Genomic DNA, 25,553 nt, shown 5'->3' with positions numbered 1-25,553 from the left:
CTATTCCGCCGGGTGCGCCGTGCCCATCGCCGGCGGTTCCATGCGCGGGCGGCCGCGTGTCAGCATCCGCCCGATGCGGTTGAGCGTGCCGGTGACAAGACCGTGCTCGGCCATCCAGGCATGGTATTCGCGGTACTTGGCGTCTTCCGCGAGGAGATGCGCTTCTTCTGTCTTGGCGCGCCAGAAGTAGACCGCGCTGACAAGGCCGAGGATCACCGTGTTGCGGATCGCATCGACCAGCGAATGCGTGGTGGTGAGCCAGGGCAGCGTCGAAAGCCACCAGAAGGTGTTCTTGGAAAGATAGGCCGGGTGCCGCGTGAAGGCATAGGGCCCATTCGTCAGCACGCCGCGGTAGGTGAGATTCGAGAAGCGCAGGCCGAAGGCCACCGTTGCCCAGGCATAGATCCCCGTGAGCAGCACCATCGCTGCGACCCAGATCCATTCGAGCACGGGCATGCCCTGCAGCCAGAAGGTCCATTCCGCGCCGTTCGTGCGGTAATCGAGCACCCCGCCGCCACCCATCAGGATAAAGGGCGGATAGCAGATCAGCGCCGCGACCCAGCCGGCGAGATAGGGATTGGCACTGCGGATCTGCGCATCGAGCGGCTTCATCGTGAGGAGGTAGCCGACCATCGCAATCTGCACGTCGACCAGAAACATCGTCTCGATCAGCGCATTGCCGAGCGCGAGCGGATCGCCCAGCACGGCCGCGTAGTTCATCTGCACCACGTTGCCGAAGCCGCCGGGGATGATCGAGAACATGAAGGCGCAGAAGAAGCCCTTCACCGCCCAGGCGCGCAAGTGGTTGGCGACCTCGGCGCGGTCATAGGTCTCGCGCCCCACCAGCATCGCGCCGAAATGCCACGATGCGTCGCGCGGATTGACCAGCACGCGATCGAGCCACAGCACATAGGGCACCGCGCCGAGGAACAACACCGGGGCGAGGCCCGAAATCACGTCCATCGCGAAAAGGTACTGCCCGCGCCAGTACCAGCGGCACAGGCAATAGACGAAGCCGACCAACGACCAGGTCGCCCAGAGCCCGGCGATCTTGGTGATCGAGATATCGACGACATCGCGCAACGGACGCGGATTGGCCCAATCAATGCCGGTTGAGGCGCGCAGGTGCACCTTGTCGACGAGGAGCGACCACGCGACCATCGGCAGGCCGGAGAACAGCATCGCCGCCAAAGCCGCGTTGGGCCCGGCAAGCGGCTCGTGCGGCCCCGGCAGCGCCAGCGCATCGGCGATCCCCGCCCAGTTGCGGCACAGGATGACCCACAGCGCGAGGCCGACGAGGCCGGACAGGCCAACGCCGGCAGAAACGTCGCTGGACGGCCTGGATGCAGGTGCGCTCATGACCCCGTTGTTAACGGGGACCTATGAGAAAATCGTTTATGCGCCGGCAAGACCCGGTGCTGCGCCCTCAGCGAAACGCGGTGATGTGCCCGCTGTCGTCGAGGACATAGAGCACGCCGCCTGCCACGACCGGTGCCAGCGTCACCGGCGCGCCGAGCTTCGCATGGCGCTTAACCGCGCCATCAGTGACCGATGCCGCCATAAGATCGCCCTCGGAATTGGCCATCCAGAGATGATCGCCCGCCAGCACTGGGCCGGTCCAGAAGATCGGGCCCTTCTTCTTCTTGACGCTGCGCCAGGCCTTCATCTGCGCGATCCAGCGCACTTTGCCGGTGGCCTTGGCGATGCACAGCAGCTTGCCCTCGTCGGTCAAGGTGAAGATCCAGTCGCCCGCTACCGCCGGGGTGGAAATCCCTGCGAGGTTGAGTTCCCACACGCGCTGGCCGGTGACCAGTTCGTAGGCGGCCATACGCCCGCCTTGGCCGAGGGCATAGACGCGGCCGCGCTCGATGATCGGATCGGCGTCGATGTCGGTCAGGGTCGAGACAGAGGTCGCGATGCTGGTGCGTGCGAGGGCATCCGACCACAGCTGGCGGCCGTTCTCGTAGCGATAGGCGACAAGTTCGCCCGAACTGTAGCCGGCGACAATTGTGCCCTGCCCGGCGGCGGCGGCGGCCACGCCGAACACGCCGGTCTGAGCGACCGAACCGGATTCGCTCCACAGCTGGGTGCCATCGGCGGCATTCAGCGCGACGATCTGGTTGTCCTGCGTCATCACGTAAACGCCGCCGATAAAGATCGTCGGGCTGCCGCGCAGGGGGCCTGCCGGCTTCACGCGCCAGAGCACCTTGCCGTCCGCCGCATCGACCGCGGCGACTTCGCCAAGGCCGGTGGTGATGAAGACCTTGCCGTCGCTATAGGCCGCGCCGCCACCGAACACCGACGCGGTCGCTGCGGGAAGGCGGAAAGCCACCTTCCACTGCTCACGCCCGGTGCCGGCATCGAACGCCCGGACATATCCTTCGGTGTCCATGACGAACAGCTTGCCGCCGCCGACGACCGGGGCCGCGGCGAGGCGCTGCTTCGGGCTCGACCCGGCAATGCGGGTGGTCCACACCTTGCGCGGGTTCTCGCCCAGGGCAAGGTGGCCATAGGACTTGGACGCGGTGCCGCCAGCCTGTTCCCAATCGGCATTGGCCTCGGCCACCGGCAGCACGACATCGAGCGCCGCCATGCCCTCGTCAACCTTGGTGCCCGATTCGATCTTCGAGAGGATCGGGATGCGCACGCCGACCGTGGGGGTCGACTTGGTCTTGGCCTTGGTGATGCCGCAGCCGCCGAGCGCAAGCGCCACCACGACAAGGGCGGAAACGGCAACGCGCCGGATCGAACTGGCTCCGGTCATATCCTCAAATCCCATTCCGAAAATGCATTATTGGCCTTCAGCGCCGCGCACGGCGGCGGCCGGATCATCGACCGCATCCACCCCGAGTTGCCCGGCAAGCTGCCGGGTGCGCCGGCGCAGCGTATCGGGCACGGCCTTGTCCTTGGCGATCGTGGCGAGCAGCGCGCCCGCCGCCTCGATCTTGTTCTGTTTGAGATGGGCCAGCGCCACGAGTTCGCCAGCGCTGCCAAACCATGGCTTGCCGGACACCGCCAGCGGCTTGAGCCGGTCAATCACGGTCTGCGGCGGCAGCTTGTCGAAATTGGCCGAAACCTCGCGCACGGTGGCAAGATCACGATAGGGCCCGGGCAGCGCGCTGTCGGCAGCGACGGCTGCAAACATCTTTGCGGCATCAGCGTCCTTGCCGGCCTGCTGGGCGATACCGGCTTGGGTAAGCTGCACGGCGGCGCGGTAACCCGGCGTCCCATCCTTGGCCAGCGGGTCCATCGCCTGTTTGGCGGTCTGGTTGCGCCCAGCCTGCAACGCATCGAGCGCGGTAACGAAGGTCTCGCTCTGCTTGTCGCGCACGCTGCCCTGATGCTCGGTATACCACAGCCAGCCGCCGAGGCCGACCAGTCCGCCGATTACCAGTGCCAGGATCGGACGACCGCGCGTGAGCAACAAGGAACGCAACTGGTCCTCGCGCAGCGCATCGTCCACCTCGCGCAGGAAGGTTTCCTGCACGGCGGCATCCTTGCTGTTGGCAGGAGGGGTGCCAGACGGGCTTTTGGGAGTGAGAGCCAAGGTACGCTTTCAGGTCGCTGTGTTAACGAATGCGGCTGTTTAGCAGGGGGCCCTGCCAATTCAACCGCTTTGACACCGACCGCTTTGCCAGAGGAAGTCTGTCGGGCAGCTTTACGGAAATGCGGGGAGCCCCAACGCAGCGGCATAGACCGCCGCATGGCGCCGAGCCATAGCCGCTTCGTCGTACTCCTGAAGCGCGCGCAACTGATTGGCCGCGCCCACCTGCCGGCGCAGGCCTTCATCCTCCGCGAGCCGCAGCAGCGCCGCGCCCAGCGCCGCCTCGTCGCCCTGGGGCGTGATAAACGGCGCGTTCTCGGATGCGACAATGTCGGCCACATCGCCCACCGCCGGGCTTGCCACAGCAAGGCCCGACGCCATCGCCTCGACCACCGAGAGCGGGAACTGCTCGCTTTCGGACGAGAGCGCGAAAAGATCGAACAGGGCGGTCGCTTCCGCGGGTTTCGCGACATGGCCGGGCAAGTGGACGCGGTGCCCGATCTCCAGCCGCAGCGCCTCGGCAAGGATCGCCTCGCGCTCCGGTCCCTCGCCCACGATGACCAGTTGCCACTCCTCCGGCAGCCCACGGAACGCCCGCACAAGCCGCGGCAACGCTTTCACCGGGCGCAGGCCGGCAAGCGTGCCCACCCACTTCTCGCCCGGCCGCTTGACCACGCGCGGCAGCGCATCGGGGCGCACCTTGCGCGCCTTGGCCGGGTCGTAGTCCTTCACCGGAATGCCATTGCCGATGCGTTGGACGCGCGCCGCCGGCTGGTGCCACACATCGAGCGCCACCCTTTCGAGTTGGCGCGAGGGCACGATCAGCGCGCTCGCCCGCGCCAGCGCGACCCGGCGATACCAGTTGCGCGAAGTCTTGAGCTTGTGCGCCTCGTCGGCGTTGAAACCGTCCTCGTGGTGGATCAGCGGCGCGAGCCCCAGCGTCGGGGCGAACATCGCATGGGCCATCGCCGCATCCATCGCACCCCAGTTGTAGGTGAGGATGAGGTCGAAGCCCTGCATCGCCCGCGCCAGGGTCTGGAGCCGCCGCACGCCGAACCGGCCCGCGAGCGGCGGGAAGCCGAACGGGAAATGCACCGACAGCCCCGGATCGATCTGCGCCCGCGCGCCCAGTGCGCCGGGCTGCGCGGAGACGATGCTGTGGTCCACCGCCTTGCCGAAGCGATTGATCAGGCTGGTCGAACGCCGCTCCTTGCCGCCCGCATCGAACGTCGAATGCAGGTGAAGCAGATGCAGCCGCGTGCCGGGTGCCGTCTTGCTCATGGATTGCCGATCACACCGCGCGCGCCAGCAGCCGGTCGATCGCGGCGACGGCCTCGTCCTCGTCGAGCGTGGGCGCGTGCCCCACACCGGGCACCGTCACGAGTTCGGTTGCCGAACCGCGCACGTTCATGCGGGCGGCGACCTCGGCCGAGAGAATGTCCGAATGGGCGCCGCGCAGCACCAGCAGCGGGCGGCGTGCCACTGCCTCGTACATCCCCCACATGATGGCAGGCTCGGGCGCCGGGCCATGCTCGGTCTCGAACGGTTCGGCGATCTTCATGTCGTAGTCGAACACGATGCGACCGCCGGTGCCGATCACCATGCAGCGCTTGGCCATGCGCAGCCAGTCCGGCAGTTGCCAGGCCGGGTATATCTCGCGGTTCGCCTCCTGCAGCGCGCGCGCCGCGTGGACCCAGGTTTCATAGCTGCGACCCTGCCCGACATATTCGCGAATGCGTGCAAGGCCGGCCGGCTCGATAACGGGACCGACATCGTTGATCACCGCCGCGGTGATGCGCTCCGGGTTCACGGCGGCGAGCATCATCGTCATCAGCCCGCCGAGCGAAGTGCCGATCACCACGAAGCGTTCTATCCCCTCGGCCGCAAGCAGCGCCTCGACATCGGCGACGTAGTGCGCCGGGGTGTAGGTCATCGGATCACGGGCATAATCGCTGTCGCCGCGCCCGCGCATGTCGGGGCAAAGCACGCGCCAGTCACCAGCGAGACGCTCGGCCACGGCCTCGAAATCGCGGGCATTGCGGGTGAGCCCGTGCAGGCAAAGGATTGGCGGCCTGCCACGGCTTCCCGTCCCGGCCTGCGCATAATCGCGAAAATGCAGTTTCAGGCCGTCGCTGCTGGTCCAGCTGCGATCCTGCCAGCGCTTCTCGCCGCTTTTCAGCGCCTCTGCCATCGGTTGCACTGCCTGAATCCCGCGCAAAAACAAAAGGGGCGCGCTTGCACGCCGCCCGCTTCGTCCCCACTATCGCGCGATGCAGCCTGCCCCGCAAGACGCGATCTACCGCCCCGCTCCCCGTATTCTCGATTTGGCGAGCTGGATCGGCGATCCGGTCGCCCCGGCCGACTTCCCCGAGACACAGCTGCGCTTTCGCAACCAGCGCGCCGCGGCCGAAGTCGGGCTCGCCGGCCTCTCCGACGCGGAATGGGTGAGCCACATGGGGCGCTTCGCCCCGCTCCCGGACAACCTCCCCCAGCCGCTGGCGCTGCGCTATCACGGCCACCAGTTTCAGGTCTACAACCCGGACCTCGGCGACGGGCGCGGCTTTCTTTACGCGCAGATGCTCGATGGCCAGAGCCGGCTCATGGACCTTGGCACCAAAGGTTCGGGCCAGACCCCGTGGAGCCGACAGGGCGATGGCCGCCTCACCCTGAAAGGTGCGGTGCGCGAGATTCTCGCGACCGAGATGCTGGGCGCGCTCGGCGTCAACACCAGCCGCACCTTGTCGGTAATCGAGACCGGCGAGGCGCTGTGGCGCGGCGACGAGCCCTCCCCCACCCGCTCGGCGGTCATGGTGCGGCTCAGCCACGGGCATATCCGCATAGGCACCTTCCAGCGCCTTGCCGCGCTGGGCGAGGCCGAGAACATGGCAGCGCTGGTCGGCTACTGCCTCGGCAACTTTCCCGGCCCCGTGCAGGATGAATGCGCCAGTCCCGCCACCCGCCTGCTCGACCAAGTCGTGGAGCGCATGGCCGACATGGCGGCAGGCTACATCGTGGCGGGCTTCGTCCACGGGGTGCTCAACACCGACAACATGAACGTGTCCGGCGAGAGCTTCGACTATGGCCCGTGGCGCTGGCTGCCGCGCTGGGACCCAGCCTTTACCGCCGCCTATTTCGACAGCAGCGGGCTCTATGCCTTTGGCCGGCAGGTCCAGGCGATCCATTGGAACTGCGGCCAACTCGCGGTCGCGCTGCGCACGCTGGAGGAAGCGCCGCCACTGATCGCCGCCCTCAACCGCTTCGAGGATCATTACCGCGCCGCCATGGCCCGCCGCTGGTGCTGGCGGCTTGGCGTGCAGCCGCGCGGGCTGGAGGAAGACACCGCGCTGATCGGCTTGAGCGAAAAGGCCATGACGGACAGTGGCGAAGCGCCGGATGCCTTTTTCTTCCGCCACCGCGGCGGACGGGACCAGGCCGGCGGCACGCTGGGCGAGGCGCTCGCAGCGTATGAGCCGCTCCCCGACACGCATGCCTACTGGGACGATAGCGCCCCGCAGTCGCTGCTGATCGACGAGGTCGAGGCGATCTGGGCCCCCATTGCCGAAAATGACGACTGGTCCTTGCTCGAGGCGAAAATCGCAGCACTGCGCCGCATGGGCGAGGCGCATGGCGCGCCGCCGCCGCCGGCAGGGCATGTCGGAAAGGCATAGATTTGCGCGGCAGGGTTTCTTGTTTGGTTACCACTGCCATGCCATAGCCCGCACACTCCAGCGGCTTCCGGCTGCTTGAAAGGCAAGGCAGAGGAAGGCCCCGCTCACCCGTGTCCACCGGCGAACTCGTCTCATTCGAACCCGCTACGGGATCGGAACTGTGGCGTGGCCGGATCGGCGACGCGGAGGATGTGATCGCCCGTGCGCGCCGCGCCTGGCCGCTCTGGGCCGCCCAGCCGCTCTCCACCCGCATCGAACTCATGCGCCGCTTTGCCAACGAAGTGCGCAAGGAAGCCGAGAAGCTCGCCGACCTGATCGCCCGCGAAACCGGCAAGCCGCTATGGGAAGCCCGCACCGAGGTCGACAGCGTGGTCGACAAGGTCGAGGTTTCGGTGCGCGCCTATGCCGAGCGCACATCGCAGCGCAAGCTCGACAGCGCGCTCAACGGCACCGCAGCCGTGCGCCACAAGCCGCATGGCGTGGTCGCGGTGATCAGTCCCTACAACATGCCCGCGCTGCTGCCCGCTGCGCAGATCGTGCCGGCACTGATTGCGGGCAATGTCGTGGTGTTCAAGCCTTCCGAAAAGACCCCCGCCACCGGCGATCTGCTCACGCGCTGCTTCCACCGTGCCGGCATTTCGGCGGCAGTGGTGCAGATCCTGTTCGGCGGACCGGAACAAGGCCAGGCGCTGGCCGTGCACGATGGCGTGGACGGCGTGCTGTTCACCGGATCGGCCCACGCCGGCGTTTCGATAAACCGCAAGCTCGCCTCCAACCCGGGCAAGCTCGTCGCGCTCGAACTTGGCGGCAACAACCCGGTGGTGGTGTGGGACACGCCCAAGATCGTCGATGCCGCAGCGCTCGTTGTGCAATCGGCGTTCACCGGCGGCGGCCAGCGCTGCTCGTCGGCGCGGCGGCTGATCGTGAAATCGACGATGTACGACGCCGTCATCACCGAAGTGCGCCGCCTGACCGAACGGCTGATCGTCGGCGCGCCGTTCGATACGCCTTCGCCCTTTATGGGCCCGGTCATCGACAATGCGGCTGCCGACGGCCTCACCGAAAGTTTCGTCTACCTTCTTTCCAATGGCGGCCGCGCGATCAAGCACATGACCCGCCTGCGCGACGACCTGCCCTTCGTCAGCCCGGCGATCATCGACGTGACGCGGATCGAGGACCGTCCGGATGTCGAACTGTTCGGCCCGCTGCTCCAGGTCGTCGCGGTCGACGATCTCGATGCCGCGATTGCCGAGGCGAACAACACCCGCTTCGGCCTCACCGCCGCGCTGATCGGCGGCTCGCCGCAGGAATACAACCGCTTCTGGGCCAATGTCCGCGCCGGCGTGGTCAACTGGAACCGCCCGACCATCGGCGAATCGCCCGCCGCGCCCTTCGGCGGCAGCGGCCTTTCCGGCAACAACCGCCCGGGTGGCTATTACATGGCCGATTCCTGCGCCTATCCGGTGTCCTCGGCGGAAATGGAACAGCCCCGCGCCACCATCGGTGTGGGCCTCAGGGATACCTGACGCCTAGTTCTTCGGATCGGGCAGCGGCAGCGCAGGATCGGCAGGCCCGGCAGGTACCACTGCCAGATTGCGGTTGTTGGCCTGGCTGAGGTCGGGATCGACCATCAGCTGCCCTTCAAGCGCCGCGGTCATCACCGGATCATGCGCCGGGCCTTCCTCCGCTCCGCGCGTGCGCGGCGTCTCGGCCGAACAGGCGGCGAGCAGGGCGAAAAGAGCCGCAATCAAGGCATAACGGGACCGCATCAGGCTCCCCCATGCACTGCCTGTGGTTAACCCCGCGTCACCAGAGGGCACGGCTGGGCATCGCCCCCATGCCAATTTGATGCTTGGACCGCAGCGCCCATGCTGCCATGGCGCGCGCCATGAGCTCTGCCGCCTCCCGCCACAACGGTGCCGTCGCCGCCATCGCGACCTACACCTTCTGGGGCGTGATGCCGATCTACTTCAAGCTGCTGGGCGCTGTGCCCGCGCCTGAACTGCTCGCATGGCGAATCGTGTGCAGCATGCCGATCTGCCTCGCGATCATCGCCCTGCAGCGGCAGGGTGCATCGCTCAGGGCCTCGTTCGGTAACCGCACGGTCGTGCTGCGCCTTGCCACCAGCGCGCTGCTCACGGCCACCAATTCGCTGATCTTCTTCATCGCCGTCGTCACCGGCCACGTCCTGGCCACCAGCCTCGGCTACTATATCATGCCGCTGATCAACGTGCTGATCGGCACGGTGTTCCTGCACGAGCGGCTCAGCCGGGTGCAATGGGCCGCGGTGGTGATCGCCGCCACCGGCATCGGCTTCCTTGCGTTCGGCGAGCTCGACATGCTGTTCGTCGCCATCACGCTGGGGGTGAGCTACGCGCTCTACGGTTTCGTCCGCAAGATCACCCCCGCCGGCGCGCTGGAAGCAGTGACCATCGAAACCGGGGTGAGCGTGTTTCCCGCGCTCGCCGTCGTGGGCTGGTATGCATGGACCGGCAATGGGGTCGGCGGCGGCTCGAGCATGACCGCCAGCTGGCAGCTTGCGGTGCTGCTGATGATCGGCGGGCTGTTCACCGCAATCCCGCTCCTGCTGTTCGGCTATGCCGCGCGCCGGTTGACCTTGTCTGCGATGGGCTTTGCTCAATTCATCACGCCCAGCATCGGCTTCCTGCTCGGCCATTTCCTGTGGGGCGAGCCGCTCGATGCCTCACGCACCGGCTGCTTCGTGCTGATCTGGACGGCCCTTGCCCTGTTCAGCTGGGACATGTTTCGCCAGGCGCGCCTCAACGCGCACACGAAAGCGCCGGCCTAGGGGCGAAAGCGCCAGCCCAGCGTTTCCCCGGCGTGGAAGGGCACCACCATGGTCTCGCCCACATCGATCTCGTCCGGCACGGTGACAGGAACGCGTTCCAGCGTCACGGTGCCTTCGTTGAGTGGCAGGCGGTAGAAGCGCGGGCCGTGCTCGCTGGCAAAGCCTTCGAACTTGTCGAGCGCGCCTTCCTCTTCGAACACGCGGATATAGCTTTCAAGCGCGAACGGCGCGTTGAAAATGCCCGCGCAGCCGCAGGCCGCTTCCTTGAGATGCTTGGCATGCGGGGCGCTGTCGGTGCCGAGAAAGAACTGCGGGCTGCCCGACGTCGCCGCCCTCCGCAACGCCAGCCGGTGATGCTCGCGCTTTGCCACCGGCAGGCAATAGGCATGCGGGCGAATGCCGCCGACCAGCATGGCGTTGCGGTTGATATGGAGGTGCTGCGGCGTGATCGTAGCGGCGAGGTTTGCCCCTGCGCTTTCGACGAACTGCACCGCCTCCGCCGTGGTCACATGCTCGAAAACGACACGCAAAGCAGGCAGCGCCTTCACCAGCGGTGCCAGCGTGCGCTCGATGAACACCGCCTCGCGGTCGAAGATGTCGACATGGTGGTCGGTCACTTCGCCGTGGATCAGCAGCGGCATGCCGATCTTCTCCATCCGCGCGAGGACGGGCATGATGTTGGCCACATCGGTCACGCCATGCGCCGAACCCGTCGTCGCATGGGCAGGGTAGAGCTTGGCCGCCACGAACACGCCCGCCGCATGACCGTGCTCGACTTCGTCGGGATCGGTGTGATCGGTGAGGTAGAGCGTCATCAGCGGGGTGAAATCGGTGCCAGCCGGAAGCGCGGCCATGATCCGGTCCCGATAGGCCGAAACCCCCGCCACGTCGGTCATCGGCGGCGAAAGGTTGGGCATGACGATGGCCCGGGCGAACTGGCGCGCGGTGTGCGGAGCGACGCCTGCCAGCAGCGCGCCATCGCGCAAGTGGACATGCCAGTCGTCAGGGCGGCGGATGGTGATCGAGTGCGGTTCAGTCATGCCCTTCCCCTTAGGCCGGAGCGTGCCTATCTGTCACGCATGAGCGCACCCCGATTGACGACCCGCACCGTGGTGCGCCTGTCCCCTCTCGACGAGAGCGAGGACGTTGCCGCCTTCCTGCAGGGCCTCGTGACCAGTGACATGAAGGGCGCCCTCCCCGTCTGGGCCGGATTGCTCAGCCCGCAAGGCAAGGCGCTGTTCGACTTCATCGTCTGGCCAGATCCCGAAAGCTCCGGGGGCGACCTGCTGCTCGATTGTGAAAGCACCGCCGCCGCCGCGCTGGCCAAGCGCCTCTCGCTCTATCGCCTGCGCCGCCGCATCGCGATTGCGCAGGACCCGGCGATCGGTGTCTACTGGCAGGCGGACGGGGCGCCTACCGACCCGCGTCTCCCGGCGCTCGGCCATCGCTGGATTGCCCCGGTCAGCCCCGATGACACCTCCGCCGACGCTGCCTGGCTTGCCCATCGGCTCGTCCATGGCGTGCCCGAGGGCCTTGCCGAACTGGGCAGCGAACAGACGCTGTGGCTGGAAACCAACGCGGCAGAACTGAGCGGCGTCAGCTTTACCAAGGGTTGCTATGTCGGGCAGGAAAACACCGCGCGGATGAACTGGCGGCAGAAGGTGAACCGGCGGCTGGTGGTGGTGCCACTGGACCAGTCGGACCCGGCCCGCCAGCGCGTGGCCTATCCCGAGCTTGGCCTTGCCGTCGATCATCGCCGCGTCGAGGATATTCCGGCGAGCCTCGCGCCGGCCTGGATGGACCTCAGCCCGCCTGCGTGATCCCGCTGGCTTCGGGAATGGCGGCCTCCAGCATACGCGCCGCGTAATCGCGCGCGGCATGGCGCGGCAATTCGAGCGCCTGGCTGAGCGGCCCGCCCATCTGCGCGTCGCCCAGCGCCATCAGCACCAGCGTGAGGGTCGTCCCCCGCATCGCGTCGGAATGGAAATCGCCAACCTCGATCACCAGATCGTGAATCACGTCGACGATCGGATCGAGCGCATCCTCGTTGCCCGTCAGCAGCATCCACGAGGCAAGCGCACCGGCACCTTCGCGGTCGAACGCATCGAAGGTGAGATCGACGACGTCGCGGGGGCTGCCGATGCCGGACCGGCTGGCAATGACGGCCTCGCGGATACCGACGCAGATCGTCTCGGCCAGATGCCGCGCGAGTTCCTTCTGCAGGCCCGAAGCCGAGCCGAAGTGATGGAGCAGGTTGGCATGGGTGCGCCCGATGCGGCCCGCAACGGCCTTCAAGGTCACGGCCTGCGGGCCTGCTTCGATCAGCAGTCCCCGTGCAGCTTCGAGGGCAGCAATGCGGCTTTCTTCTGGACTGAGACGCTTGCGAACGGTCATTTCCCGGTGGTTTTCCCCCTTGCGGCGCGCCCATTTCCCCGCGCCGGGCCCACCCCCGCCTAGAACTCCGGCGCGTTGGGAGCAAGCGGAACCGATCCGGACGGTCAGGCCGCGTGTCGCATCGGCTCCTGTCCGTCGCCGCCGCCATCACCGTTGTCGGCCTCGCGGAGGCGGGTCTCGTAGACCACGCTGGTCACGACGGTTCCACGTCCTTCGCTATGGCGAGGCCGGTGTTCGCCGGTCGGCTTGAAACCGAGCTTGCGCAGGACCCGGCCCGAGGCGGGATTGTCGAGGAAGTGGCTCGCCTCGATGCGGTCATGGCCCAGCGCCCGCGCGATGGACAGCACCGCGTTCGCCGCTTCGGTGGCATAGCCGCGCCCCCACTGCTCGCGCGCGATCCAGTAGCCCAGTTCCACCGCTCCGTGCTCACCCGGGGCGATCCCCGCGCAGCCGATAATGCGTGCGCCATCGGCGGCCGGCAGCGTAACCAGAAAGTCGGGATGGCGCGCGTCCTGCGCGCGGCTGACGAACCAGCGGGCATCGTCGGCGCGATAGGGCCAAGGCGAACGGGCCAGATTGCGCACGACAGCCGCATCATCGATCGCGCCATGCAGTTCGGCCCAATCCTCGGGCCAGGCCGGGCGCAGGAACAGCCTTTCGCTGCGAATGAACATGCCTTGTCTCCTCATCCGCCCCTCAATTTGCCCCTGGCTGCTAACCAAAGGAAATGACAGGCATATTGCGTTCCGTAGGGTCAAGCGCGGATAAGGCGCCAGACCGCGGCAAAGGTGAGGGAGACACGAAAAAAGGGAGACGGGCTGGCCCCTCTCCCTCGTCAAGCCGACTGATCGAGTCGGCGGGGCCATCCCGTGGGATGGCCCGTCAAAACCATCCGATTACTCTGCAGCCTCGGCCATCATGTCCACCGAGACGTACTTGCGACCAAGTTTGCCCGAGTGGAAACGCACGCGGCCTTCGGCGAGCGCGAACAGCGTATGGTCCTTGCCCATGCCGACATTGGCGCCCGGGTAGACCTTCGTGCCGCGCTGGCGAATGATGATGTTGCCGCCGATCACGTGCTGATCGCCGAACTTCTTGACGCCGAGGCGGCGGCCAGCCGAATCGCGACCATTGCGCGAGGAGCCGCCTGCTTTCTTGTGTGCCATGTCAGATTACTCCGGAATCTTGCCAGGTGCCGCGATCAGGCGACGCTGAGGATGCGCAGCAGGGTCATCTGCTGACGGTGGCCGTTCTTGCGGCGATAGTTGTGCCGACGGCGCTTCTTGAACACGACGACCTTCTCGGACTTCGCCTGCGCGATGATCTCGGCGGAAACGGTCACGCCCTTGGCATCCGCGAGCACGCCTTCGTTCCCCGCGAGGAGGACGTCGGTCAGCGTGATCGTTTCGCCGGCTTCACCCGCCAGCTTCTCGACCGCGATCTTGTCTCCGGCGGCAACCCGATACTGCTTGCCGCCCGTGCGCACGATTGCGAACATGGTTTCTGCTATCCGTTTCAAGTGTCTGGCCGCCCGGTGGACCCGCGAATCGGATACCATCGAACAGCATGGCCGAATCTCCGCTGGGATGCGGAGGCCCGGAAAGAGTGGCGCGGTTAATCGAACGGGGCGTCCGTGTCAACGCCGCAGGCTGGCGAAATGCAGCCCGACGCGGCTTCCCCGCTCCCGCAAAAGACTCTATGGCCCGGGCATGGCCAGCCTGTCCATCCGCCTCGTCGCGCCGCTCGCCGCGTTTCTTGCGCTCTCGGCCTGCAGTGCGGACCGCTCGCGCTTCCCTTCGCTTGCGATTCGCCCGGCTGAACGGGCCTACCAGACCGGCCAGCGGGCCATGCCCGCGCCACCATCCGGCGCGGCCGCAACCGCCGATCTCCCGGCGCGCGTTGCCACCCTGAACGAGAAGGCAACCGCAGCCCATGCGCGCTTCGTGGCGCAGAAGGCCGCCGCTACCGCCTTGATCAATGCTGCACGAAGCACTGCCCCGGGGACGGAAGCCTGGAGCCGCGCCGCGATTGCCCTTGCAGGCCTCAGCGCGGCGCGCGGCGAGGGGATGGTCGCACTGTCTGACCTCGACCGGCTGCTGATTGCCGCGACTGAAGCAGCCGCCGTGGGTTCCGACACCGACCTTCAAGTCGTCGCCCCGGCGCACAGCGCCATCGCCGCTCTGCTTGCCGAGGAAGACCGCACGATCGCCGACCTCGGCGACCGGCTGGGCGGCTAGTCCCCTACCAGCGCGCCAGATCGCGGTGGTCGTCAGCCCGGGGTTCGATCCAGCGCCAGCCTGCGGCCGTCTTCTCGCGCTTCCAGAACCAGCTCTGGCTCTTCAAATGATCCATCGCGAAATCGGCGGCGGCGAAAGCATCGCGGCGGTGGCGCGCGGCTGCAGCGACCAGCACGATGGGATCGCCCGGATGCATCACACCGTAGCGGTGGATGATGAGCAGGCCATCAAGCACCCAGCGCGCCTTGGTGGCCGCTGCAAGCGCCTCCATCCCCGGCAGGGTCATCGCCGCGTAGTGCCTGAGTTCCAGCGCCTCGACGGCCTGCGCGCCGCCCTCGCTGCGCACTTGCCCCAAAAAGCTGACAATCCCCCCCGCTTCCGGATGGGCTGCATTGAAGGTGGCGAGTTGGTCGGTGGGGGAGAACCCTTCACCCAGCAGCCGCACATCACTGGTGATGGGAGCCATGTCAGCCGCCGCTGACCGGGGGCAGGAAAGCCAGCTCGTCCCCTGGTGCCAGAACGACCGCCTCGTTGCCGCCCAGCAGCGCCCCGTTCAGGGCCATGCGGACCCGTTCGCCCAGCAGCTCCACCGCCAGCGCGGGATCGAGCGCAGCGAGCACCTTCTCGAGCGGCCCGGGGGCGACGGCAAGCTCGGCCGCGCCGGCGATGTCTTCCAGCCGGCCCAGAAACACCAGTCTCGCGGTCATCTCAGCCGCCTGTCATCGACATGTGGCGCGCGAGGGCAGGCGCTGCGCCGGGCCGATCGATCACGAAACCGTGGCGCTCCGGCTTTTCTCCCATCGCGCGGGCGAAGGCATCGGCGAGCGCCGCTTCGGGATTTTCCGAGCGCAGCGCCGCGCGCAGATCCACCTTGCCCTCGCAGCCGAGGCACATGAAGAGCTGCCCGGTGGCAGTGACGCGGACGCGATTGCAGCCCTCGCAGAAGTTACCCGTCAGCGGGGTGATGAAACCCAGCCGTCCGCCGGTTTCGGCAATATCGACATAGCGCGCCGGCCCCCCGGTGCGCGCATCGCTGGCGGTCAGCGTCCAGCGTGCTTCCAGATCGCGGCGGACGGCATCGAGCGGCAAATAGTGATCGAAGCGGTCACCCTCAACCTCGCCCAGCGGCATGACCTCGATCAACGTGACCGAATGGCCTTCGCTGTGGGCCCAGGCGATGAGATCGGGCAACTCGCTCTCGTTGATGCCCTTGAGCGCCACAGTGTTGAGCTTGATCCGGATGCCCGCCGCCTTGGCTGCGGCAAGCCCTTCCAGCACTTGCGGCAAGCTGTCGCGCCGGGTGAGCTCGGCAAACTTTGCCCGGTCGCGCGTGTCGAGCGAGACGTTGATGCGCTTCACGCCGGCCGCCGCCAGATCGTCGGCATATTCGGCCAACTGCGTACCGTTGGTGGTGAGCGTAAGTTCGTCGAGGCTGCCATCGTCGAGCTTGCGGCCCAGCGCGCGCACCAGTTGCATCATGTCGCGCCGCACCAGCGGCTCGCCGCCGGTCAGCCGGATCTTGCGCACGCCTCGCGCGATGAACGCGAGCGCCACATCGTAGAGCTCTTCCAGCGTCAGCACTTCGGCGCGCGGCAGGAAAGTCATGCGCTCGGGCATGCAGTAGGAACAGCGCAAGTCGCAGCGGTCAGTCAGCGAGAGCCGCAGATAGGTGATGCGGCGCGCGAAGCGGTCAACCAGGGGTGCGACGGGGCTGTTCATGTCTCAAGGTATACGAAGTCTCGCGCAAAAGATTCAAGGTGCGCGCCCCCATCAACAAAAATAGTCTGGCCGGTAATCGCGCGCGCCTGCGCGAGGAACAGCACGGCCTCGGCGACGTCTGCCGGGCTCGCCAGCCGTTCGAGCGGCATCAGCGCAGTGAGGCGCAGCCATTGCTCCTCGGTATAGTCCGGCGTCGGCAGGGTCAGCCCCGGCGCCACGGCATTGACCCGAACGCGCGGCGAAAGGCTGCGCGCCAGCGTGCGGACCGCCGCATGGAGCGCTTGCTTGGACAGCGTGTAGCTCAGCTGATCGGGCACGGGATTGAGCACGCGCTGGTCAAGGATATGGATCACCGCCGCATCGCCATCCGCGAGCTCAGCCAGCGCCCGGGTGAGCAGGACCGGCGCGGTGAGGTTCACCGCCAGATGTTCGTCCAGCATCGCAGCGGTCACTGTTGCCGCCGAATCCTCGCGGAACAGCGCGGCGCAATTGACCAGTAGCGTGGGCGCACGGCCGGCGAGCGCCATTGCCTCGGCAGGCAGGCGCGTGACGGCTTGAGCGTCGGCAAGGTCCGCCGCAAGGGGATGAACCGCGGCCCCGAACCCGTTCAGTTCGACCGCAAATTCAGGCGCGAACTTCGATTCGCTGTGCGCATGGAGCACAAGGTCGTAACCGGCCAGCGCGAGCGTGCGGGCAATTGCCGCGCCGATGCGCCGCCAGCCGCCAGTGACCAGGGCAAGCGGGCGCAACGCATCCGCCATGCTCAGTCGCGCCGATACCGGGTAAGCGTCATGCCGATTTCCTCGCCGCGCTCACTGATCGCCAGTTTGACGATCTTCACCGTGACCCCCGTGACCCGGCTGTCCTGCAGTAACAGCGTCTCGCAGATATGGTCTGCCACCGATTCGATCAGCTGGAAATGCACACCCTTGGGCAGGCCTTCGGTCGCCGCGTGCTTGAGGTCCATGTAGTTCTTGCTCGCCGTCAGCGGGCAATCGGGCGTGTACTGATCCTGGGGCTTCAGAGCCGCCGTGATCGAGATGCGCAATGGCTGCGGGCGGCCGGTCTCCTCGGAATAGATCCCGGTGAGCACATCGGTTTCGATGTTGGCGACTTCAAGGAGGAGGCTATCGTTCACGGGCCGCGCCTCTGGCACTCCGCCGCCTCCATGTCCAGTGTGGTGCAGCCCCAGATTTTCTTATGATCCGGTATTGGACCAGCGCGCGAAGATTGCGGTGGGGAGCACGCGGCCATTCTCGCCGTCCTCGCGGATCGCAAGATCGCCGTGGTCAACCGTGCCCGGCAGCCCCGCCAGCGCTTCGGCCAGCAGCCCGCCGATGGCGAGCGAGGACATGCGCACCGCATAGACCGTGAGGAACAGGAACCGGCTTTCGCCATCCAGCAGCCGCGCGCAATCGGCGATCAGGGCGGGGAGGTTCTCTTCCAGCCGCCAGACTTCGCCATCCGGCCCGCGCCCGAACTTGGGCGGATCGAGGATGATCCCGTCATAACGCTTGCCCCGCCGCACTTCGCGGGCGGCGAACTTGGCCGCATCATCGACGATCCAGCGCACCGGCCGATCTTCCAGACCCGCCACCGCCGCATTGGCGCGCGCCTGCGCCACCGCTTTCTTCGAGGCATCGACGTGCGTCACCGGCCCGAAGCGCGAGAGCGCCATGGTGCCAACGCCGGTATAGCCGAACATGTTGAGCGTGGAGGCATCCAGCCGCCCCTGCAGCTGCTCGCCCATCCAGTCCCACACCGGCGCCATGTCCGGAAAGAAGCCGAGGTGGCGGAAGGGGGTGCACTGCGCGGTAAAGCCGATCCCGCGCCAATCGAGCGGCCAGCCTTCGCGCGGGACGGGCTTGGCATAGGTCCAGCGCCCGCCGCCATCCTCGTCCGAACCGGGCACAAACTCACCGTGCGCGTCCCACACGGTCACCCGCGGCGCCCACATCGCCTGAGGTTCGGGGCGTATGAAGCGGTAGGGCCCGTAACGCTCCAGCTTGCGCCCGTCGCCGCTGTCGATCAGGCCGAACTGATCCCAGCCCGACCCGATCATGAGCTTTGCCTGAAGATCGAGAGCGGCCACCTTAGCCTGCGCTCGGACCGCTCTTGGGCGTGGCGCGTTCGGCGATCCACGCGGCGACGGTGTCATAGTCGCCCGGCAGGCGCGTATAGGCTTCCTCGCGGTCGAACAGGTCGCCCACCCGCGCGGGCAGCGCCGGCCGCACACCGGTCGCGCGTTCAACCGCATCGCCGAACTTGGCGGGGTGGGCGGTGGCCAGCGTCACCACCGGCACGTCGGCGGGCAGGCCCGCGGCGACGCGCGCGGCATGGAGGCCGATCGCGGTGTGCGGATCGAGCACTTCGCCGCAGGCCTCGTAAGCCCAGCGCATGGCCTTGGCCATGTCCGCGGCATCGGCGCGCGTGCTGGTAAACAGCTTCGCCGCCGCCTCGCGCTGTGCATTGGTGAGCTGCAGCGCCTTGGTGCTCTCGAACTCGCGCATCTGGGCGGCCATCGCCGCGCCATCGCGCCCGCCCGCATCATAGAGCAGGCGCTCGAAGTTCGAGGAAACCTGGATATCCATCGAGGGTGCGGCTGTCGGCGTCACCGTTCCGGCCGAATAATCGCCGGTGGACAGCGCGCGGTGGAGGATGTCGTTGATGTTGGTCGCGACGATCAGCCGCTCGATGGGGAGGCCCATCTGAGCGGCGACATAGCCTGCAAACACATCGCCGAAATTGCCAGTCGGCACCGAAAAGGCCACGCGGCGCTCGGGCGCGCCCAGCTGCAGCGCGGCGGCGAAGTAATAGACCACTTGCGCCATGAGCCGCGCCCAGTTGATCGAATTGACCGCTGCGATGCCGAAGCGCTGGTTCATGCCCTTGTCATTGAACATGCGCTTCACCATGGCCTGCGCATCATCGAAGCTGCCGTCGATCGCGATGTTGTGCACGTTGGGCGCGAGCACCGTGGTCATCTGCCGGCGCTGCACATCCGAGACGCGGCCATGCGGGTGGAGCATGAAGATATCGACCTTGGCCCGGCCCGCCACCGCGTCAATCGCTGCAGAGCCGGTATCGCCGGAGGTTGCGCCGAAGATCGTCAGATGATCGTCGCGCCGGCCGAGGAATTCCTCGAACAGCAGGCCGAGCAGTTGCAGCGCGACATCCTTGAACGCCAGCGTAGGGCCGTGGAACAGTTCGAGCAGCCACTGCCGCTCATCGAGTTGCACCAGCGGGGTGACGGCAGCGTGGGCGAAGCGCCCATAGGCCTCGCCCGTCAGCTCCAGCAGCCGCTCGGGCGCGATGCAGTCGCCCACGAAGGGCTGCATGACCTTTGCCGCCAGCTCCGCGTAAGGCAGGCCGGCCATCGCGGCGATTTCGTCTTTCGAGAAGGTCGGCCAGCGCTCGGGCACATAGAGTCCGCCATCGGACGCGAGGCCGGCGAGGGTCACGCCCTCGAAATCGAGCGAGGGCGCCTGGCCCCGGGTGCTGACGTACTTCATGGGCCTGCCGGTTAGCGGGCGGATGCCGGACGCGCAAGGATTTGGGGCCTGTGCCGGTCCGCTTGCGAATTAGGCATCGTCAGAGCCACCTCACCTAGGTCATCCCCGCGAAGGCGGGTGTCCAGCGACGCGTAGCGCTGCGTCCGCTCAGGATTCCCGCCTTCGCGGGGATGACGAACGGTAGTGTCAATCCGCCCGCATCCGCTTGCGCAGCGCCAGCGCATAAATCACCAGCGCCACCCCGGCAAAGAGGAACCACTGCACCGCATAGGCGAGGTGGTTGTTGGGGATGTCGGCCGGATCGGGCTTCGCGTTGGGCTGGAGGCCAGCGAGCGGGGGATCGGCGACAAGGCGCGGGCCTGGCGCAATCCGCCCAGTCACCACTCCGCCGCTCCATACCGGCGAGGCAGGATTGCGGGACCAACCCAGCACCACACGCACGGGATGAGCATCGGCGAGACGACATATCGCAACGTGCGCCATACCCGGCTCCCCACGACTATTTTGCCCAGACACAGTCGTCATGTCGACCACTCGGCGACAATCAAGTCTCGCACGCCGATACATCAAGTCTTCTGGTCGTGGCGGGTCGATTTCATTCCGCGCTTCCAGGGGCCAATCAACTTCATCGGTGGCAGACCCCGCCGCCTGATACCGCGCTAGCATTGCTTCCTTCTGCTTCAACCGGTCAAGCTGCCACGAGCCGAGGTGGATCATGTAAGCCACCGCCAGCAGCACGATCAGCGTCGGCACAATCGGAACACGCTTCATGGCACCACTCCCGCTGCCCGCAGCCGCGCGATCAGCAACCACGCCTTCACCAGCCGCAATGCGCCCATGATCACGGCGGGAACCACCAGCACGATCCCGCCCAGCAGGAGCCAGAGCGGCGGTCGCACCAGATCGTCCAACTTCGAAGCGCCGGCGATCAGCAGGAAGGTCAGCGGGATCAGCACGAAATAAAGCCCCCGCCCGCGCGGCTCATAATCGGCAAAGGCCAGTCCGCAGCCCCGGCAAGCGGGCGCGAACCCCGCAGGCGCATCCCACAGCGACCGCGCGCGGCAGCGGGGGCACAAACCGAAAAGGGCAGCGCGGGTAAGCCCGCCCTGCCCTTTCTGCCCGGTTTCGGTGCTGTCTGTCACCTGGGACCGATCACTCGATCGGCGCGCCCCAGCCGCCCCACACATAGATGGCGACGAAGAGGAACAACCAGACCACGTCGACGAAGTGCCAGTACCATGCAGCCGCTTCGAAGCCGAAGTGCTGGCGCGGAGTGAAGTGGCCCTTGTAGACGCGCGCCTGGCAGACGGCGAGGAAGATGGTGCCGACGATCACGTGGAAGCCGTGGAAGCCGGTCGCCATGTAGAACGCCGAGCCATAGGTGTTCTCGCCGAAGGGGAACGGCGCGTGCATGTACTCATACGCCTGGATCGAGCTGAACAGCAGGCCGAGCGCGATGGTCGCCCAGAGGCCCTGCTTGAGGCCTTCACGGTTGCCGTGGATCAGTTCGTGGTGCGCCCAGGTCAGCGTCGTACCCGAGCAGAGCAGGATCAGGGTGTTGAGCAGCGGCAGGTCGAACGGGTTCATCACCGCTTCGATGCCCTTGGGCGGCCACTTGCCACCGATCACCTCAACCAGCTGGTTGGGGAACAGCGAGAAATCGAAGAAGGCCCAGAACCAGCCGACGAAGAACATCACTTCCGAGGCGATGAACAGGATCATGCCGTAGCGCTGGTGGAGCTGCACGACCGGCGTGTGATCGCCCGCATGCGCTTCCTTGATCACGTTGCCCCACCACGAGAACATGGTGAGCGCGACGCCGAACACTCCGAGCATCAGCACCGGGAAGCCGCCGGCCATCTTGTGCATCGAAAGCACGCCGCCGGTGGTCATCGTCAGCGCCGAAAACGCGCCGACGATCGGCCAGATATCAGGCGGCAGAATGTGGTAGTCGTGGTTCTTGGTGCCGGCCATGATCGTCTTTTACACCCCCGTCAGCTTGGGACTTGATAAAGCGTGCCGCTGGAGGCACGATTCAGCTTGTTTGCAAACGCCTTTATCGAGGCCTTGCGGCGCGGTCCAGTGGCTTTCCACCTAGTTTTTGGGAGCCGCCTGCACGCTGTCCGCCGCCTCCATGAAGGTGTAGGACAGGGTGATCTCGGACACGTCCTTCGCGTTGGGATCGTTCAGGATCTCCGGATCGACATAGTAAATCACCGGCATGCGCACTTCCTCGCCCGGTTCAAGGCGCTGCTCGTTAAAGCAGAAGCACTGGATCTTGTGGAAGTAGGCGCCGGTCTGCTCGGGCGTCACGTTGAAGATGGCGCGGCCGACGATGGGGCGGCTCGAGGTGTTCTTCGCGATGAAGAACGCGATCTTGCGCTCGCCGATGTGCCCGTCCTGCGTCACCTGCTCGGGGCGGAACTGCCAGGGCATACCCCTCACCACATTGCCGTCGAAGCGGATCGTGATCGGACGGCCGGTAGCCTTCACCGCTGCCGCCTGCGCAGCGGTGGAGCGCTGGGTGGTGCCGTTGAAGCCGGTGGCCTGGCAGAACATGCGATAGAGTGGAACCGACGCAAAGCCGAGCCCGAGCATGGCGAGGGCACCGATAGCGGCTATCAGCGCCACCTTGCGGTTTCGCCTGGAGGCCGCGTCGAGCGCGAGGGCCATCAGGAGTGCACCGGAGCGGTAGCCACGCCCTCGCCTGCCTCATGCTTAGGCTTTTCCGCGATCTTCACGATCGAAATCGCGAAAAACAGAACCGCGAGCGCCCCCAGGATCAACCCCATGACCTTGTTGCGCTCGCGCTGGCGGGCGCGCAGCGCATCGGTCTCGGCGGTGGTGAGCGGACGGATGTCGGACGGTTGGGTCATGCTTGGATGCCGTAGACTGTCGCGAAGCGGTCAGCGACCAGCATCGCGAAGAGGATGAACAGGTAGAAGATCGAATAGGCGAACAGGCGCTTCTCCGGCTTCATGCCATCGCCGGTGGCCGACGTACGCAAACCCACCTTGATCGACAGCCACAGGAACAACCCGCTGAGCAGGAGCGCGGACAGGCCATAGATCATGCCGGTGCCGCCGATGAACCAGGGCGTCATCGAAAGCGGAAGGAGCACAGCGGCATAAGCCAAGATCTGCCGCCGGGTGGAGCGTTCGCCCGCCACAACCGGCATCATCGGGATACCTGCCTTCGAATAGTCGATCTGCACGAACAGGGCGAGTGCCCAGAAGTGCGGCGGCGTCCACATGAAGATGATGAGGAACAGGAGCACGGGCATCCACGTGATGTGGCCCGTCACCGCGATCCACCCGATCAGCGGCGGAAACGCGCCCGCGCCGCCACCGATGACGATATTCTGCGGCGTGCGCGGCTTGAGCCACACGGTGTAGAGGTAGGCATAATAGAAGATCGAGAAGGCGAGGATGCCGGCGGCCAACCAACTGATGGCAAGGCCCATTGTCATCACTGAAAGGCCCGAAAGCGCGAAACCGAAGTCGCGCGCCGAGCTGCGTTCCATGCGGCCGTCGGGAATCGGGCGCTTTGCGGTGCGCTTCATCACCGCGTCGAGATCGGCTTCCCACCACTGGTTAAGCGCCGCAGCCCCGCCGGCCCCCACCGCAATACACAGGATCGCGGTGAAGGCGAGCACCGGATGGATCGTGCCGGGCGCCGCCAGCATACCGCAGACCGCGGTGAAGATGACGAGCCGCATCACGCCCGGCTTGGTCAGCGCGAAGAAGTCGCGCCAATCGGCGGGCATGATGAGGGCTTGGGGGTTCGCGGTGGACATGATGGGCGGCCTATAGGCGCGCTTGACGCGCAGGGAAAGCTAAACGGCAACGGGCTTTGGGGCTATCCGATGTGTCGTTGGAGGACAAAGGAGCTGCGCTGGCTCGCAAAACAAAAGGGCCCCGGATCGCTCCGGAGCCCCTCTGTTGGTGCAGACCGTGGTCCGATCAGTGCGCGTGCGCTTCCTCGATCACCGGGAGCGTCTCGAACTGGTGGAACGGCGGCGGGCTCGACAGCGTCCATTCAAGCGTGGTCGCGCCTTCGCCCCAGTAGTTACCTTCCGCCTTCTTGCCGGCGACCAGCGAGTAGGCGATGTTGATGAAGAAGATCACCATCGAGGCAGCCATGACCATATAGCCATTGGTCGCGATCGTGTTCCAGTATTCGAACGCCGGGGCGTAATCCGGATACCGGCGCGGCATGCCCTGAACACCGAGGAAGTGCATCGGGAAGAAGATCAGGTTCACGCCGATGAAGAACACCCAGAAGTGCAGGTGGCTGAGGAACTCGCTGTGCATGCGGCCGCTCATCTTCGGGAACCAGTAGTAGAACCCGGCGAAGAGCGAGGTGACCGCGCCCAGCGACAGAACGTAGTGGAAGTGCGCCACGACGTAGTAGGTGTCCTGGAGGTTGTCATCGATGCCGCCGTTGGCCAGCACGACACCGGTCACGCCACCGACGGTAAAGAGGAAGATGAAGCCGATCGCCCAGACGAGCGGCGACTTGAACTCGAGGCTGCCGCCCCACATCGTCGCGATCCACGAGAAGATCTTGATGCCAGTGGGCACCGCGATGACCATTGTGGCGGCGGTAAAGTACATCTTCGTGTTAACGTCGAGGCCGGTGGTGTACATGTGGTGCGCCCACACGATGAAACCAACCGCGCCGATCGCGACCATGGCGTAGGCCATGCCGAGATAACCGAACACCGGCTTCTTCGAGAAGGTCGAGATGATCTGGCTGATGATGCCGAAGCCCGGCAGGATCATGATGTACACTTCGGGGTGGCCGAAGAACCAGAACAGGTGCTGATAGAGGATCGGGTCACCGCCGCCGGCCGGGTTGAAGAACGTGGTGCCGAAGTTGCGGTCGGTGAGCAGCATCGTGATCGCGGCGGCCAGAACCGGCAGCGAGAGCAGCAGCAGGAACGCGGTGACAAGCATCGACCACACGAACAGCGGCATCTTGTGCAGGGTCATGCCCGGCGCGCGCATGTTGAAGATGGTGGTGATGAAGTTGATCGCACCGAGGATGGAGCCTGCGCCCGCAAGGTGGAGCGCGAAGATCGCGAAGTCGACCGCCGGTCCGACCGAGCCGGTCGTCGAGAGCGGTGCGTAGACAGTCCAGCCGGTGCCAGCGCCCATGCCGGTACCACCGGGCATGAAGGCCGAGATCATCAGCGAGCAGAAGCCCGTGAAAGTCAGCCAGAACGAGATGTTGTTCATGCGCGGGAAGGCCATGTCCGGCGCGCCGATCATCAGCGGCACGAACCAGTTCCCGAAGCCGCCGATCAGGGCGGGCATGACCATGAAGAACACCATGATCAGACCGTGGGCCGTGATCAGCACGTTCCACATGTGGAGCGTGGCGTTGAAGTCCTGGTCGTTGCCGCCGAGGAAGTGCGTCCACCAGCCAAGGTACTGGATGCCCGGGTGCGCGAGTTCGGCGCGCATGATGCCCGAAACGCCGCCACCGATGATCCCCGCGAAGATCGCGAAGATCAGGTAAAGCGTGCCGATGTCCTTGTGGTTGGTCGACATGAACCAGCGCTGGAAAAACGCGGGCTTGTGGTCGTGCTCGTGCGCATCGTCGTGATGGGCATCGAAGCCTTCGTGGGCTGGAATGCTGGCCATGGTTCTAACCTTGTCCTTCGAA

The 25,553-nt window shown here is 66.2% G+C and carries 30 protein-coding genes; 5 read left to right on the top strand and 25 right to left on the bottom strand.

Annotated features, from left to right (window positions below):
* The 5 genes from AQZ52_RS06920 to AQZ52_RS06900 all read right to left on the bottom strand — a co-directional run bounded on the left by AQZ52_RS06920 (position 1) and on the right by AQZ52_RS06900 (position 5,735).
* Positions 1 to 1,359 (bottom strand): methyltransferase family protein, encoded by a 1,359-nt coding sequence (locus AQZ52_RS06920; RefSeq protein ID WP_067907702.1) that lies wholly within the window; start codon positions 1,357 to 1,359, stop codon positions 1 to 3.
* Between the two features lie 67 nt (positions 1,360 to 1,426).
* Complete coding sequence (locus tag AQZ52_RS06915; protein ID WP_067907699.1) at positions 1,427 to 2,764, bottom strand: outer membrane protein assembly factor BamB family protein; 1,338 nt, start codon at positions 2,762 to 2,764, stop codon at positions 1,427 to 1,429.
* A gap of 27 nt (positions 2,765 to 2,791) precedes the next feature.
* Positions 2,792 to 3,487, bottom strand: coding sequence for a tetratricopeptide repeat protein (locus AQZ52_RS06910; protein WP_240481475.1), 696 nt, complete (start codon positions 3,485 to 3,487; stop codon positions 2,792 to 2,794).
* Between the two features lie 171 nt (positions 3,488 to 3,658).
* Positions 3,659 to 4,825 (bottom strand): glycosyltransferase family 4 protein, encoded by a 1,167-nt coding sequence (locus tag AQZ52_RS06905; RefSeq protein ID WP_067907693.1) that lies wholly within the window; start codon positions 4,823 to 4,825, stop codon positions 3,659 to 3,661.
* 10 nt (positions 4,826 to 4,835) lie between these two features.
* Positions 4,836 to 5,735 (bottom strand): alpha/beta fold hydrolase, encoded by a 900-nt coding sequence (locus tag AQZ52_RS06900; protein WP_067907689.1) that lies wholly within the window; start codon positions 5,733 to 5,735, stop codon positions 4,836 to 4,838.
* A gap of 79 nt (positions 5,736 to 5,814) precedes the next feature.
* Here AQZ52_RS06900 and AQZ52_RS06895 point away from each other — a divergent pair, with 79 nt between their 5' ends.
* A complete protein-coding gene (locus AQZ52_RS06895) occupies positions 5,815 to 7,212 on the top strand; it encodes a protein adenylyltransferase SelO family protein (RefSeq protein ID WP_067907687.1) in 1,398 nt (465 codons plus the stop codon).
* A gap of 110 nt (positions 7,213 to 7,322) precedes the next feature.
* On the top strand, positions 7,323 to 8,738 hold the full coding sequence (locus AQZ52_RS06890; RefSeq protein WP_067907684.1) for a succinylglutamate-semialdehyde dehydrogenase: 1,416 nt from the start codon (positions 7,323 to 7,325) through the stop codon (positions 8,736 to 8,738).
* A gap of 3 nt (positions 8,739 to 8,741) precedes the next feature.
* Here AQZ52_RS06890 and AQZ52_RS06885 read toward each other — a convergent pair whose 3' ends face one another.
* The gene (locus tag AQZ52_RS06885) at positions 8,742 to 8,981 is read right to left on the bottom strand and encodes a hypothetical protein (protein WP_067907681.1); all 240 of its coding nucleotides are present in this window, start codon (positions 8,979 to 8,981) and stop codon (positions 8,742 to 8,744) included.
* A 119-nt stretch (positions 8,982 to 9,100) separates the two neighbouring features.
* Here AQZ52_RS06885 and rarD point away from each other — a divergent pair, with 119 nt between their 5' ends.
* Entirely contained in the window at positions 9,101 to 10,021 is a 921-nt protein-coding gene (gene rarD, locus AQZ52_RS06880; RefSeq protein ID WP_082697712.1) for an EamA family transporter RarD, read from the top strand.
* On the opposite strand, the gene pyrC is transcribed toward rarD, so the two are convergent.
* On the bottom strand, positions 10,018 to 11,061 hold the full coding sequence (gene pyrC, locus AQZ52_RS06875) for a dihydroorotase (protein ID WP_067907675.1): 1,044 nt from the start codon (positions 11,059 to 11,061) through the stop codon (positions 10,018 to 10,020). The genes rarD and pyrC overlap by 4 nt on opposite strands.
* Positions 11,062 to 11,100: 39 nt before the next feature.
* Between pyrC and ygfZ the strand changes: the two genes are divergently transcribed.
* Entirely contained in the window at positions 11,101 to 11,841 is a 741-nt protein-coding gene (ygfZ, locus tag AQZ52_RS06870) for a CAF17-like 4Fe-4S cluster assembly/insertion protein YgfZ (RefSeq protein WP_067907672.1), read from the top strand.
* Here the strand turns inward: ygfZ and AQZ52_RS06865 are convergent.
* From AQZ52_RS06865 to rplU, 4 genes are all read right to left on the bottom strand, one after another.
* Positions 11,825 to 12,415, bottom strand: a complete 591-nt coding sequence (locus AQZ52_RS06865) for a TetR/AcrR family transcriptional regulator (RefSeq protein WP_067907669.1) — start codon at positions 12,413 to 12,415, stop codon at positions 11,825 to 11,827. The genes ygfZ and AQZ52_RS06865 overlap by 17 nt on opposite strands.
* Positions 12,416 to 12,519: 104 nt before the next feature.
* Positions 12,520 to 13,089, bottom strand: coding sequence for a GNAT family N-acetyltransferase (locus AQZ52_RS06860; RefSeq protein WP_067907666.1), 570 nt, complete (start codon positions 13,087 to 13,089; stop codon positions 12,520 to 12,522).
* A gap of 222 nt (positions 13,090 to 13,311) precedes the next feature.
* Positions 13,312 to 13,581 (bottom strand): 50S ribosomal protein L27, encoded by a 270-nt coding sequence (gene rpmA / locus AQZ52_RS06855; protein ID WP_067907663.1) that lies wholly within the window; start codon positions 13,579 to 13,581, stop codon positions 13,312 to 13,314.
* A gap of 35 nt (positions 13,582 to 13,616) precedes the next feature.
* A complete protein-coding gene (gene rplU / locus AQZ52_RS06850) occupies positions 13,617 to 13,913 on the bottom strand; it encodes a 50S ribosomal protein L21 (RefSeq protein ID WP_067907660.1) in 297 nt (98 codons plus the stop codon).
* A gap of 211 nt (positions 13,914 to 14,124) precedes the next feature.
* On the opposite strand from rplU, the gene AQZ52_RS06845 reads away from it, so the two are divergent.
* The gene (locus AQZ52_RS06845) at positions 14,125 to 14,652 is read left to right on the top strand and encodes a hypothetical protein (RefSeq protein ID WP_067907657.1); all 528 of its coding nucleotides are present in this window, start codon (positions 14,125 to 14,127) and stop codon (positions 14,650 to 14,652) included.
* 4 nt (positions 14,653 to 14,656) lie between these two features.
* Here the strand turns inward: AQZ52_RS06845 and AQZ52_RS06840 are convergent, their stop codons facing one another.
* The 14 genes from AQZ52_RS06840 to ctaD form a co-directional block, all read right to left on the bottom strand.
* Positions 14,657 to 15,118: a molybdenum cofactor biosynthesis protein MoaE gene (locus tag AQZ52_RS06840; protein ID WP_067907654.1), complete on the bottom strand. Its 462-nt coding sequence runs from the start codon at positions 15,116 to 15,118 to the stop codon at positions 14,657 to 14,659.
* 1 nt (position 15,119) lies between these two features.
* On the bottom strand, positions 15,120 to 15,359 hold the full coding sequence (locus AQZ52_RS06835) for a MoaD/ThiS family protein (protein ID WP_067907651.1): 240 nt from the start codon (positions 15,357 to 15,359) through the stop codon (positions 15,120 to 15,122).
* 1 nt (position 15,360) lies between these two features.
* Positions 15,361 to 16,371: a GTP 3',8-cyclase MoaA gene (gene moaA, locus AQZ52_RS06830; RefSeq protein ID WP_067907648.1), complete on the bottom strand. Its 1,011-nt coding sequence runs from the start codon at positions 16,369 to 16,371 to the stop codon at positions 15,361 to 15,363.
* A complete protein-coding gene (locus AQZ52_RS06825; protein WP_067907645.1) occupies positions 16,368 to 17,132 on the bottom strand; it encodes an SDR family oxidoreductase in 765 nt (254 codons plus the stop codon). Before AQZ52_RS06825 ends, moaA begins: the two co-directional genes overlap by 4 nt.
* Positions 17,133 to 17,134: 2 nt before the next feature.
* The gene (locus AQZ52_RS06820) at positions 17,135 to 17,509 is read right to left on the bottom strand and encodes a dihydroneopterin aldolase (protein ID WP_067907643.1); all 375 of its coding nucleotides are present in this window, start codon (positions 17,507 to 17,509) and stop codon (positions 17,135 to 17,137) included.
* A 60-nt stretch (positions 17,510 to 17,569) separates the two neighbouring features.
* Positions 17,570 to 18,433 carry an RsmD family RNA methyltransferase gene (locus tag AQZ52_RS06815; RefSeq protein ID WP_156424803.1) on the bottom strand — a complete coding sequence of 288 codons (864 nt, stop codon included), beginning with the start codon at positions 18,431 to 18,433 and terminating at the stop codon, positions 17,570 to 17,572.
* A 31-nt stretch (positions 18,434 to 18,464) separates the two neighbouring features.
* Positions 18,465 to 19,883 (bottom strand): threonine synthase, encoded by a 1,419-nt coding sequence (gene thrC / locus AQZ52_RS06810; RefSeq protein WP_067907638.1) that lies wholly within the window; start codon positions 19,881 to 19,883, stop codon positions 18,465 to 18,467.
* 186 nt (positions 19,884 to 20,069) lie between these two features.
* Entirely contained in the window at positions 20,070 to 20,654 is a 585-nt protein-coding gene (locus tag AQZ52_RS06805) for an SURF1 family protein (RefSeq protein WP_067907635.1), read from the bottom strand.
* On the bottom strand, positions 20,651 to 21,025 hold the full coding sequence (locus AQZ52_RS06800) for a DUF983 domain-containing protein (protein WP_067907633.1): 375 nt from the start codon (positions 21,023 to 21,025) through the stop codon (positions 20,651 to 20,653). Before AQZ52_RS06800 ends, AQZ52_RS06805 begins: the two co-directional genes overlap by 4 nt.
* Positions 21,026 to 21,035: 10 nt before the next feature.
* Positions 21,036 to 21,857: a cytochrome c oxidase subunit 3 gene (locus tag AQZ52_RS06795; protein WP_067907630.1), complete on the bottom strand. Its 822-nt coding sequence runs from the start codon at positions 21,855 to 21,857 to the stop codon at positions 21,036 to 21,038.
* Between the two features lie 120 nt (positions 21,858 to 21,977).
* A complete protein-coding gene (locus AQZ52_RS06790; RefSeq protein ID WP_067907628.1) occupies positions 21,978 to 22,556 on the bottom strand; it encodes a cytochrome c oxidase assembly protein in 579 nt (192 codons plus the stop codon).
* Entirely contained in the window at positions 22,556 to 22,759 is a 204-nt protein-coding gene (locus tag AQZ52_RS06785) for a hypothetical protein (RefSeq protein WP_067907625.1), read from the bottom strand. The genes AQZ52_RS06790 and AQZ52_RS06785 overlap by 1 nt, the downstream gene beginning before the upstream one ends.
* Positions 22,756 to 23,679: a heme o synthase gene (locus AQZ52_RS06780; RefSeq protein WP_067907622.1), complete on the bottom strand. Its 924-nt coding sequence runs from the start codon at positions 23,677 to 23,679 to the stop codon at positions 22,756 to 22,758. Before AQZ52_RS06780 ends, AQZ52_RS06785 begins: the two co-directional genes overlap by 4 nt.
* A gap of 166 nt (positions 23,680 to 23,845) precedes the next feature.
* Positions 23,846 to 25,531, bottom strand: a complete 1,686-nt coding sequence (ctaD, locus tag AQZ52_RS06775; protein WP_067907620.1) for a cytochrome c oxidase subunit I — start codon at positions 25,529 to 25,531, stop codon at positions 23,846 to 23,848.
* Positions 25,532 to 25,553: the final 22 nt, after the last annotated feature.

The sequence above is a fragment of the Novosphingobium fuchskuhlense genome (assembly GCF_001519075.1).
GTDB classification, from domain to species: domain Bacteria; phylum Pseudomonadota; class Alphaproteobacteria; order Sphingomonadales; family Sphingomonadaceae; genus Novosphingobium; species Novosphingobium fuchskuhlense.
Note: the sequence above shows the minus strand (reverse complement) of the source record. Positions and strands in the feature narration are given on the sequence as shown.

Bases quoted from the DNA above. Each gene is read 5' to 3' on its own strand.
- rarD (WP_082697712.1), top strand. From the start codon at position 9,101: ATGAGCTCTGCCGCCTCCCGCCACAACGGTGCCGTCGCCGCCATCGCG.
- AQZ52_RS06860 (WP_067907666.1), bottom strand. From the start codon at position 13,089: ATGTTCATTCGCAGCGAAAGGCTGTTCCTGCGCCCGGCCTGGCCCGAG.
- moaA (WP_067907648.1), bottom strand. From the start codon at position 16,371: ATGAACAGCCCCGTCGCACCCCTGGTTGACCGCTTCGCGCGCCGCATC.
- AQZ52_RS06825 (WP_067907645.1), bottom strand. From the start codon at position 17,132: ATGGCGGATGCGTTGCGCCCGCTTGCCCTGGTCACTGGCGGCTGGCGG.
- AQZ52_RS06905 (WP_067907693.1), bottom strand. From the start codon at position 4,825: ATGAGCAAGACGGCACCCGGCACGCGGCTGCATCTGCTTCACCTGCAT.
- rpmA (WP_067907663.1), bottom strand. From the start codon at position 13,581: ATGGCACACAAGAAAGCAGGCGGCTCCTCGCGCAATGGTCGCGATTCG.
- AQZ52_RS06835 (WP_067907651.1), bottom strand. From the start codon at position 15,359: ATGACCGCGAGACTGGTGTTTCTGGGCCGGCTGGAAGACATCGCCGGC.
- AQZ52_RS06790 (WP_067907628.1), bottom strand. From the start codon at position 22,556: ATGGCCCTCGCGCTCGACGCGGCCTCCAGGCGAAACCGCAAGGTGGCG.
- thrC (WP_067907638.1), bottom strand. From the start codon at position 19,883: ATGAAGTACGTCAGCACCCGGGGCCAGGCGCCCTCGCTCGATTTCGAG.
- AQZ52_RS06885 (WP_067907681.1), bottom strand. From the start codon at position 8,981: ATGCGGTCCCGTTATGCCTTGATTGCGGCTCTTTTCGCCCTGCTCGCC.
- AQZ52_RS06900 (WP_067907689.1), bottom strand. From the start codon at position 5,735: ATGGCAGAGGCGCTGAAAAGCGGCGAGAAGCGCTGGCAGGATCGCAGC.
- ygfZ (WP_067907672.1), top strand. From the start codon at position 11,101: ATGAGCGCACCCCGATTGACGACCCGCACCGTGGTGCGCCTGTCCCCT.
- AQZ52_RS06920 (WP_067907702.1), bottom strand. From the start codon at position 1,359: ATGAGCGCACCTGCATCCAGGCCGTCCAGCGACGTTTCTGCCGGCGTT.
- AQZ52_RS06785 (WP_067907625.1), bottom strand. From the start codon at position 22,759: ATGACCCAACCGTCCGACATCCGTCCGCTCACCACCGCCGAGACCGAT.
- AQZ52_RS06805 (WP_067907635.1), bottom strand. From the start codon at position 20,654: ATGAAGCGTGTTCCGATTGTGCCGACGCTGATCGTGCTGCTGGCGGTG.
- AQZ52_RS06895 (WP_067907687.1), top strand. From the start codon at position 5,815: ATGCAGCCTGCCCCGCAAGACGCGATCTACCGCCCCGCTCCCCGTATT.
- AQZ52_RS06815 (WP_156424803.1), bottom strand. From the start codon at position 18,433: ATGATCGGGTCGGGCTGGGATCAGTTCGGCCTGATCGACAGCGGCGAC.
- pyrC (WP_067907675.1), bottom strand. From the start codon at position 11,061: ATGACTGAACCGCACTCGATCACCATCCGCCGCCCTGACGACTGGCAT.
- AQZ52_RS06915 (WP_067907699.1), bottom strand. From the start codon at position 2,764: ATGACCGGAGCCAGTTCGATCCGGCGCGTTGCCGTTTCCGCCCTTGTC.
- AQZ52_RS06845 (WP_067907657.1), top strand. From the start codon at position 14,125: ATGGCCAGCCTGTCCATCCGCCTCGTCGCGCCGCTCGCCGCGTTTCTT.
- rplU (WP_067907660.1), bottom strand. From the start codon at position 13,913: ATGTTCGCAATCGTGCGCACGGGCGGCAAGCAGTATCGGGTTGCCGCC.
- AQZ52_RS06795 (WP_067907630.1), bottom strand. From the start codon at position 21,857: ATGGCCGGCACCAAGAACCACGACTACCACATTCTGCCGCCTGATATC.
- AQZ52_RS06840 (WP_067907654.1), bottom strand. From the start codon at position 15,118: ATGGCTCCCATCACCAGTGATGTGCGGCTGCTGGGTGAAGGGTTCTCC.
- AQZ52_RS06865 (WP_067907669.1), bottom strand. From the start codon at position 12,415: ATGACCGTTCGCAAGCGTCTCAGTCCAGAAGAAAGCCGCATTGCTGCC.
- ctaD (WP_067907620.1), bottom strand. From the start codon at position 25,531: ATGGCCAGCATTCCAGCCCACGAAGGCTTCGATGCCCATCACGACGAT.
- AQZ52_RS06780 (WP_067907622.1), bottom strand. From the start codon at position 23,679: ATGTCCACCGCGAACCCCCAAGCCCTCATCATGCCCGCCGATTGGCGC.